Annotated in this window: 3 protein-coding genes and 1 pseudogene; all 4 read left to right on the forward strand. The window is 33.2% G+C overall.

The features are described from left to right. The coding region (locus ACVC2P_RS09265; protein ID WP_452598194.1) for a T9SS type B sorting domain-containing protein at positions 1–1,391 on the forward strand (1,391 nt) is incomplete at its 5' end. Positions 1,392–1,447: 56 nt separating this feature from the next. Then, the gene (locus tag ACVC2P_RS09270; protein ID WP_452598195.1) at positions 1,448–2,383 is read left to right on the forward strand and encodes a PorP/SprF family type IX secretion system membrane protein; all 936 of its coding nucleotides are present in this window, start codon (positions 1,448–1,450) and stop codon (positions 2,381–2,383) included. A gap of 21 nt (positions 2,384–2,404) precedes the next feature. Beyond that, a complete protein-coding gene (locus ACVC2P_RS09275; protein WP_452598196.1) occupies positions 2,405–4,306 on the forward strand; it encodes an OmpA family protein in 1,902 nt (633 codons plus the stop codon). 956 nt (positions 4,307–5,262) lie between these two features. Continuing rightward, a pseudogene (locus ACVC2P_RS09280) lies at positions 5,263–9,105 on the forward strand (hypothetical protein); the annotation flags it as partial.

A 9,105-nucleotide genomic window follows, 5' to 3' on the forward strand; every position in this document is an offset into this window, starting at 1 on the left:
ACCCAATATTTGCAGATGCAGATTGCGATGGCGATGGGGTAACAAATGGCGATGAGATAGATCCAGATGGCGATGGAACACCAGGCCCAGATGGTACAGACTGGAATAACCCATGTGAGTTTGATGAAACAAACGTAACACTTCCACAAGGAGGTGATTGGGATGCAGCAGACTGTGATGGCGATGGAACACCAAATGGTATCGATCCAGATCCAAATGATCCATGTACAGATGACGGAACATTAGGAGACGAAGATTTAAATAACCCAATATTTGCAGATGCAGATTGCGATGGCGATGGGGTAACAAATGGCGATGAGATAGACCCAGATGGTGATGGAACACCAGGCCCAGATGGTACAGACTGGAATAACCCATGTGAGTTCGATGCATCAGATATAACATTAACGCAGGATGGAGATTTCTTGAATGCAGATTGTGATGGCGATGGCGTAACAAATGGCGATGAAATTGACCCAGATGGAGATGGGATTCCTGGACCAAACGGAACAGACCCAACTGATCCATGTGATTTCAATATTGAAGATGTCACATTAGATCCAACAGATGAATATTTAACGATAGATTGTGATGGAGATGGTGTTACTAATGGTGTAGAAATAATGGATGGAACAGACCCAAACAATCCATGTGAGTTTATAACAACGAGTGTAGATGTTGCTCAATCTATGGAATGGTATAATGGCGATTGTGATAATGATAATGTACCTAATGGTGTAGAGTTCCCTAATGGGGATACCGACGGAGATGGAATTCCTAACTGGTTAGATCCAGATGATGATAATGATGGAGTAGATACTATCAATGAGGATTATGGAGATACAGATAACTCAGATGGAGAAGTAGATCCAACAGGAGACAATGATCCTACTAATGATGATACCGATGGAGACGGAATTCCTGATTACTTAGATACAGATGATGATGGCGATGGGTTAATAACTCTAATTGAAGGAGCAGATCCAAATGGAGATGGTATTGGATTTGGAGGAGATGGAGTAGATAGTGATAATGATGGATTGCCAGATTATTTAGAATTAGATAATCCTATGTTAGACGATGATAACTTAGTAGTATTCAATGCAGTTACACCTAATGGAGATGGAGATAATGATGTATTCACTATTCGTAATATAGAATTATTCCCTAATAACACAGTTACTATATACAACAGGTGGGGAGTAATAGTATACAAGACAAAAGGTTATGGACAGAACGGAAACTTCTTTAGAGGAGAATCTAACGGTCGAGTAACAATACAACAAGATGAATTATTACCAGTTGGAACTTATTTCTATGTATTAGAATATACAAATGATACTACAGGCGAAGAAAAATCAAGAGCAGGTTATCTATACATACAACGTTAATACATTAAAAAATAAAGAGGTAGTAGTAATTTACTACCTCTTAAAAATAATTATCAATGAAAAATAAAATAGCAATATTAATAATCCTTATAAGCTGTATTTTTATAGGAGAAAGTAAAGCACAGCAAGATGCTCAGTATACACAGTATATGTATAATACAATGAGTGTGAATCCTGCTTATGCAGGATCTAGAGATGTTTTAAGTGGGTTACTTTTACATCGTTCTCAATGGGTAGGGTTAGATGGAGCTCCACGCACGCAAACATTTAATTTACATTCTCCAATAGGAGAAGATAAGAAAGTAGGATTAGGACTTTCTATAATAAATGATAAAATAGGACCGACACACGAAACGTATTTCGATATAGATTTTTCTTATACAATTAATACTTCAGAAGAAGGAAAACTCTCTTTTGGTTTAAAAGGAGGAGGACATTTATTAGATGTAGCTTATTCAGAATTATCAGCATACAATTCAGGAGACCTACTTTTACAAAATGATATAAAAAACAAATTTTCACCTAATGTTGGAGCTGGAGTATATTATAGAAAGGGAGATAAATGGTATTTAGGTTTATCTGTTCCAAATTTATTAGAAACAACTCATTTTGACGAAGCATCACTATCACAAGCTAGAGAAAGAATGAATGCTTATTTAATAGGGGGATATGTTTTCGATTTAAATGCAGATTTAAAATTTAAGCCAGCATTTCTATTAAAAGCAGTTACAGGAGCTCCTTTACAAGCAGATTTAACGGCCAATTTTCTTTTAAGAGAAAAATTAACTTTAGGAGTTGCTTATAGATGGGATGCAGCATTTAGCGGGTTAGTAGGATATCAATTTACAGATGGTATAATGGTCGGTTTTGCTTACGATAGAGAAATTACAGCTTTAGGTAGAACAGAGTTTCAATCTGGATCTTTTGAAGTCTTCTTAAGATTCGAATTCTTAAATGAACCAGATAAGATATTATCACCAAGATTTTTCTAAAAAACTAGATATAGAAAACAGATGAAAAAAACAATATACATATTAACGATATTAACATTGGTCTTTAATGTTACTTTCGGGCAGTCTAATAAAAGAGCGAATAAAAAATATAATAGTTTTTCGTATGTAGAATCTACTAAGGTATTATTAGAGCTAGTTGAATCTGGTAATACAACACCCGAAGTGTTGCAAAAGTTAGGTAACGCTTATTATTTTAATGCTAAAATGGAAGAAGCGTCAAAGTGGTACAAAGTATTACTCTCTCAAGACGATACAGTCGTTGAGTATGAGTATTATTACAGATATGCTATGAGTCTAAAAGCATTAGGTAATTATGAAGAAGCAAATAAGTATATGAATAAATTTGCAGAGTTAAAACCTGAAGATATGCGTTCTGTTTTATTTGTAAAATCAAAAAGATATTTAGAAAGAATAGAAGAATTATCTGCAGAATTTGAATTAAATAATTTAGATTTTAACTCACGTTTTTCAGACTTTGGAACATCTTTTTATAAAGGTGGAATTGTATTTGCTTCTTCAAGAGGAGACGGAAAATTATACCAATGGAATAAGCAACCATTTCTAGATTTATATTATAAGGCTGATTCTTCTACAAATGTAATTCCATTATCTAAAAAAATAAATACAAAATATCATGAATCGTCTACCTCTTTTACAAAAGATGGATTAACAATGTATTATACGAGAAATAATTATTACAAAGGGAAAACACGAGAGAGTAGTGAAAAAGTAAATGGATTAAAAATCTTTAAAGCAACTTTAGTAGATGGTGAGTGGAATGATATAGAAAGTATGCCTTTTAATAGTGATGAATATAATGTAGCACACCCAGCACTAAGTTTAGATGAAACAAAACTATATTTTGCCAGCGATATGCCTGGAACATTAGGAAATTCAGACATTTTTGTAGTTGATATAAATGAAGATGGTACTTATGGAGAACCTAAAAATTTAGGAAATAAAGTAAATACAGAAGGAAGAGAAAACTTTCCTTATATTAGTAATAATGGAACATTATATTTCTCTTCAGATGGAAGGCCAGGTTTAGGAGGTTTAGATATTTTTATGAAACGTCTAGACGATGCAAAAGCTGAGGCAATAAATCTTGCAAAACCAATAAACAGTTCTAGAGATGATTTCGAATTTATAATAGATGAATTTACTAATATTGGTTATTTAACATCTAATAGATTAAAAGGAAAAGGAGATGATGATATATATAAATTTAAAAGAGAATTTTGTACTAAGTTAATATCTGGAACAACAATAAATAAAGAGACGAATGAAATAATAGAATATGCAAGTGTAGCAGTGGTTAATGAAAAAGGAATAGAAGTTAAAAATCTTACATCTGATAAAAATGGTGTATTTAGTTACGAAGCAGATTGTAAAAAACAAACGTACAAAGTAATAGTATCAAAAGATGGTTTTATTCAAGAAACAATAAAACTTAAAATAAAACCAAATGATAATAAAGACGTTGTTTTAAAACTAAACTTAACACCAGATACATCTGCAGCATCTGTTGGTAAAGATTTATTTAAATTATTAGACCTTAAACCAATATATTTCGATTACGATAAATCTAACATACGCCCAGATGCGCAAATAGAAATACAAAAAGTAATAGATTACTTAAAAAAGTATCCAACAGTAAAAATTTATGTAAAATCTCATACAGATTCTAGGGGTGAAGATGTATATAACAATAAATTATCATCAAGGCGTAATACTTCAACTATAAATTGGATTGTAGAAAAAGGAGGGATTTCAAGAAGTCGACTTTCTGGTAAAGGTTATGGAGAAACACAATTGGTAAATCGCTGTAGTAACAACATACAGTGTTCTAAGAATGAGCATCAGCAAAATAGACGTAGCGAGTTTATAATAACAGAAAACTAATAAGTAAACATAAAGTTTTAAAAAAGCGATTTCATTATATAATGAAATCGCTTTTTTAGTATATTTTTTATTTTTAATGTAAAAAATACAGCAAGGATAATGAAATTTATAAAGAAACATGTATTTCAACGATTATTTATGCATTTCGTCTAATACGTAAATTACTGTTCTATTTTAGTTAAAAAAATAAATAACTTTATAAAAGTGAGATTCTTCCCCCTAAACTATTAATCTCATAGATTGCTAAAAAATACCAACTAACTAAACTAACACATCCTGAAATATGAAAACTATCTCATTTATTAAAATTATATACTACTATAGTAAGTTTAATTGGCTAAATTATTTTTCTTGAGGTTTATTTATTATAAATAAGCTATAAAATATAAACCCCGCAATTGTGATGACTTTGGAGAGCAAACAAAAGCAGGGCTAGGATAACAATCAATTTAAATAATTAAATAGACTATTATGATTATATATATTAATTCAATCCTTACATGGATGATAAAATTCCATAATGGAAATAATCCACAAGGTAAGGAAAATTACACATTCTTTAATTATCAAATTTCATTTTTTTGCATACAGAAAGAAAAATGTAATAAAGAGACTTCTTTTCTTAAAAAAAATTCCTCAATCTTCTTAAATGCCTTCCAGCTAGAAAGCAATAATGAGTATAAAAAAAAGAGTATAGACAATAATAATTATGATTATGGGTAATTAAAAATAATCATCTATTTTATAATAATTATTTACATCATCAATAACATTAGTCTACTATATTGAAAATTATACAAGTATCTAAACAACATATAAAATAAGAATTATAAAATCAATTTAGGTTTCTACTAAATAAATAGTTACAAGTAAAAAATAAGACCACTATTGTAAACTTTGGAGAGCAAACAATAGGAGGCAGGATAACATCAATATTATTAATAAAACCGATTATTATGTTAACATATTTTCTTATTATTTATTCAAAAATAATTCAGTTTTTTGAAGAAGCTAATGAAAAACAAAGCTTAGAAAGTAAAATAAATTATTTACGAAAAAATAGTCTTGAAAGAAGCATAAATAGTATGCTTTACAATGAGATAAAACACTATACTTTTCAAGAAAAAGAATATACTATAAGTGTATTAAAGCCAATTAAAACAATTGTATTTATAATGTTTATAAGTGTAATTTCGTTTAATTTAAATGCTCAAGTTATAACAACGTGGGGAGGTTTATCTGGGACAACACCAGAAAACAATTTTCAGACTAGTAGTTTTTCAGCCATTGGAGATGGAACAACGTACGTTACAGTAGATATAACATCTGCAGGATCAGCTACAACAGGAGGAAGTATTAATGCAGTTCCACCAAGCGTGATTTTAACAAATAGCTTTAATAACTCTAGAGCAACAACAGGTGTCTCAGGTAATACATATACTTACACATTTAGTGAGCCAGTACATGTAATTTTAAGTTCTCAAGAACATAGCGAATTAATAATAACAGAGAATATAAAAATAGCTAGTCCAGACGCTGGAGCTGCATTTAATGGCGAACTCAATAGCGCTCAAACAGGACATTTTATAAATAATAATAACACTTCTGAAATACATATAGGGTCAATAAGTTCTATAACAAGTTCAGGTACATATTGGACAGTTCAAAGTAATATTGCTATTACCACATTAACAGTAGAATATTATGTAACAGATGGAACAGAAGCAGCAACTGGAGAACCTTTTACTTTAGATTTAGCTCCAGTTCCATATATAAGATTAGATGATACCAATATAACAGGAGCAGGAGGAATAAATATAGATGTACCTGGGTGTTCTAATAGTTCTGAGTTTATAGACATAGCAACAACAGGAGCTACTTCGGTATTTAATGCTCCCCATGGATTAGATTTTATGACAATAACACTTACTAATCCACAAGATGTAGGGAATGAAGAATTGAGTATAAAAGGTATTTTTCCTGGGATTTCTGTAACAGGAAATGGAACGACTACATTAATAGTAACTAATGAAAGTGCAGATGTAAACACACTTCGTAATACACTAGACGATTTAGTTTATACAAACTCAACGGCAACACCAGAAACAACTACACCAAGAGTTGTAGAAATTAATGTAACAGATCCTTTTGGAAACACATCAGCTACAGTTACAGCCACTATAACATTAACAAATCCACCAAATTCAGGATCTACCTCAGGGCCTTTGTATGTTTTTACTACGGATACAACAGTAGATTTAGTAACAGCTTTAGATGGTTCTCAAGACATAGGAGGAACATGGATAGATAATGATGGAACAGGAGCCTTATCAGGAAGTGTAATAACAGTCTCTAGTTTACCATTAGGGCCTTCGACTTTTAACTATGTAGTTTCAGGAACAGGTCCATGTGCAGATGCTATAACAACAGTATTGGTTATAAAATTAGAAGGAAGTGAAATAGCATTAACAACTCCAGCAGCTTCCTCAAATTGTGGAACATTAACAACTAGTTACACAAGTGCAATCTTTTCAGCAAATTCAGACGATCCAATTTTTATTTTTGATGGAGGAGCAGGAACAGGACAGCTTGAATGTCCAGCAGGAGGAGGAGGAACAATTTATGATTGGTATATATACGATGCCGCAACAAACTCGTATATTGACTATGCAATAAATTCTACAAGAATTCAAACAGGTCTAGCAGATGGAGGCTATTTAGTAGTAAGAAATGATGGAGGAACAATAGAAGAAGGGAGAGCATGGGTATGGAATACACAAATTCAACCAGATGCAGGAGCAGATGTAACAGCCTGTGCAGGAGATACAGTTAATTTAAGTGGTATAGCAGCAAATAATCCCACTTTTACATACTACGATCCAGTAGAAAGACCATTTAAAATAACAAGTTCAACAATTTTTTCAGTAACATTTAATGTAACTCATACATATATTTCTGATGTAGGATATTACATGGTATCTCCAGACGGATTAGTTACCATACCCTTAGGAATAAATGAAAACGGAAGCCCGTGTTATGCCGCAGATAATGCAGTAAATTTAACTTTTACTAATGATCAAACAATAACGCCAACACTTCCTGTTTTTGACATTTGTGAGTTTTCTAGAAACAATGCATGTAGTGGAGCAGGGCCAGCACTAACAGGAACCTATAATGCCTATTATACAGACCCTTCAAATAACACTACAGGATGTGGAGTTTTTAGCCCTGCTATAGGAGCAACACCTATAGATGTTACTCCATTTATAGGATATGATGCTAGACAAGGAGGTTGGAAAGTTCAAGTATATGATTGCGAAAACCTAGATGTAGGTGAAATAGATTCAGTAATTATTTCTTTTTCAGAAGGAGGAAACACTTCAACTTTTACTAGTGGAACAATCCCAGACGGGACACCAGCAGCTCAAATTAATGATGGCTCTTGTGACCCCGGTACAGCTTCAATATATGAAGTGCCTTTTACATCACCAGTAGTAGCAGGAGAAACCCTAAATATACAGAATGGTGTAGGGTTAAATAGTACAGGAGGATATGAGTGGTCTTATAGTACAGATAGTGCAACTGGACCTTGGAGCACAGGTTTTGAAAATGCAACTTTAACCCCTTCTGTAGTTGTAAATGAAACAACATGGTTTAGATTAAGCACAGACAATGGTACAGCTTGTGGAGGAGAAGATGTTATGCAAGTTGTAGTTACAGATTTACCAGTTTCTGGAACAAGCACAGATGATTTTGCATGTGCAGGTGATGCAGTTGTAGACTTAAATACGTTATTAGCAGGAGCAGATGCGGGAGGAATTTGGTCTGTATCAGGAAGCTCTACAGACAATCCAGGAGGAGATTTCAATGCAGGAGCAGGAACTTACGATCCAACTACAGGCGGATCATATACTTTTGATTATACAGTAAACGCGATGTCTCCATGTTTAATAAATGCAACAACATCAGTAACAGTAGCAGTACAATCTGCTCCAAATGCAGGAACAAATAATACAATTACAGAAAATACTACTTCAGGAATTATTGATTTATTTACAAACCTCCTTGGCTCACCAGACGTTGGAGGGACATGGAGTTTGAATGCAGGTTCAGATTCTCCAGGAGCTAATTTTGACCAAGGAGCAGGAACATTGGATAGCTTCGGGTTAATTACTGGCACTTATATATTTGATTATACATTAACTAGTTGTACAACAGCAGTATCCTCATTAACAATAAATTTTACAGTAAGTGTCGCCGATACAGATGGAGATGGTAATCCAGATCCTTCCGACCCTAATCCAGGATCACCTACAGCAAATAATGATACGGCAACATCAGATGTTCTAGTACCAGTGATAATAGATGTGTTAGTTAATGATGATTATCTAGATAACAATGATTTAACAAATGCTGGGGTAACAACAGTTACAGATACAGGTACAGGTACAGCTACAGGAACTATTTCGATAAACCCAACAACAGGGGAGATTACATATACTCCAACTGTTACAGAATTTGGTACAAATGTAACTATAATATATGAAGTCTGTAATGATGCAAGTGGAGTAGCAGTTTGCGAACAAGCTCTAATAACTATTACGGTTACTGGATCAGATATTGATTCAGATGGTGTACCAGACATAAGTGATCAAGACGACGATAACGATGGTATTCTAGACGTAGCCGAAGGACCAGGTGACCCAAGTGCCGATGACGATAACGATGGCGTACCAAACTATTTAGACGACGACCCAGCCGATCCATTAGTAGGAGACGTTAACGGAACCGTAGAACCA

This window comes from Pontimicrobium sp. MEBiC01747 (assembly GCF_053601635.1).

Bases quoted from the DNA above. Each gene is read 5' to 3' on its own strand.
- ACVC2P_RS09275 (WP_452598196.1), top strand. From the start codon at position 2,405: ATGAAAAAAACAATATACATATTAACGATATTAACATTGGTCTTTAAT.
- ACVC2P_RS09270 (WP_452598195.1), top strand. From the start codon at position 1,448: ATGAAAAATAAAATAGCAATATTAATAATCCTTATAAGCTGTATTTTT.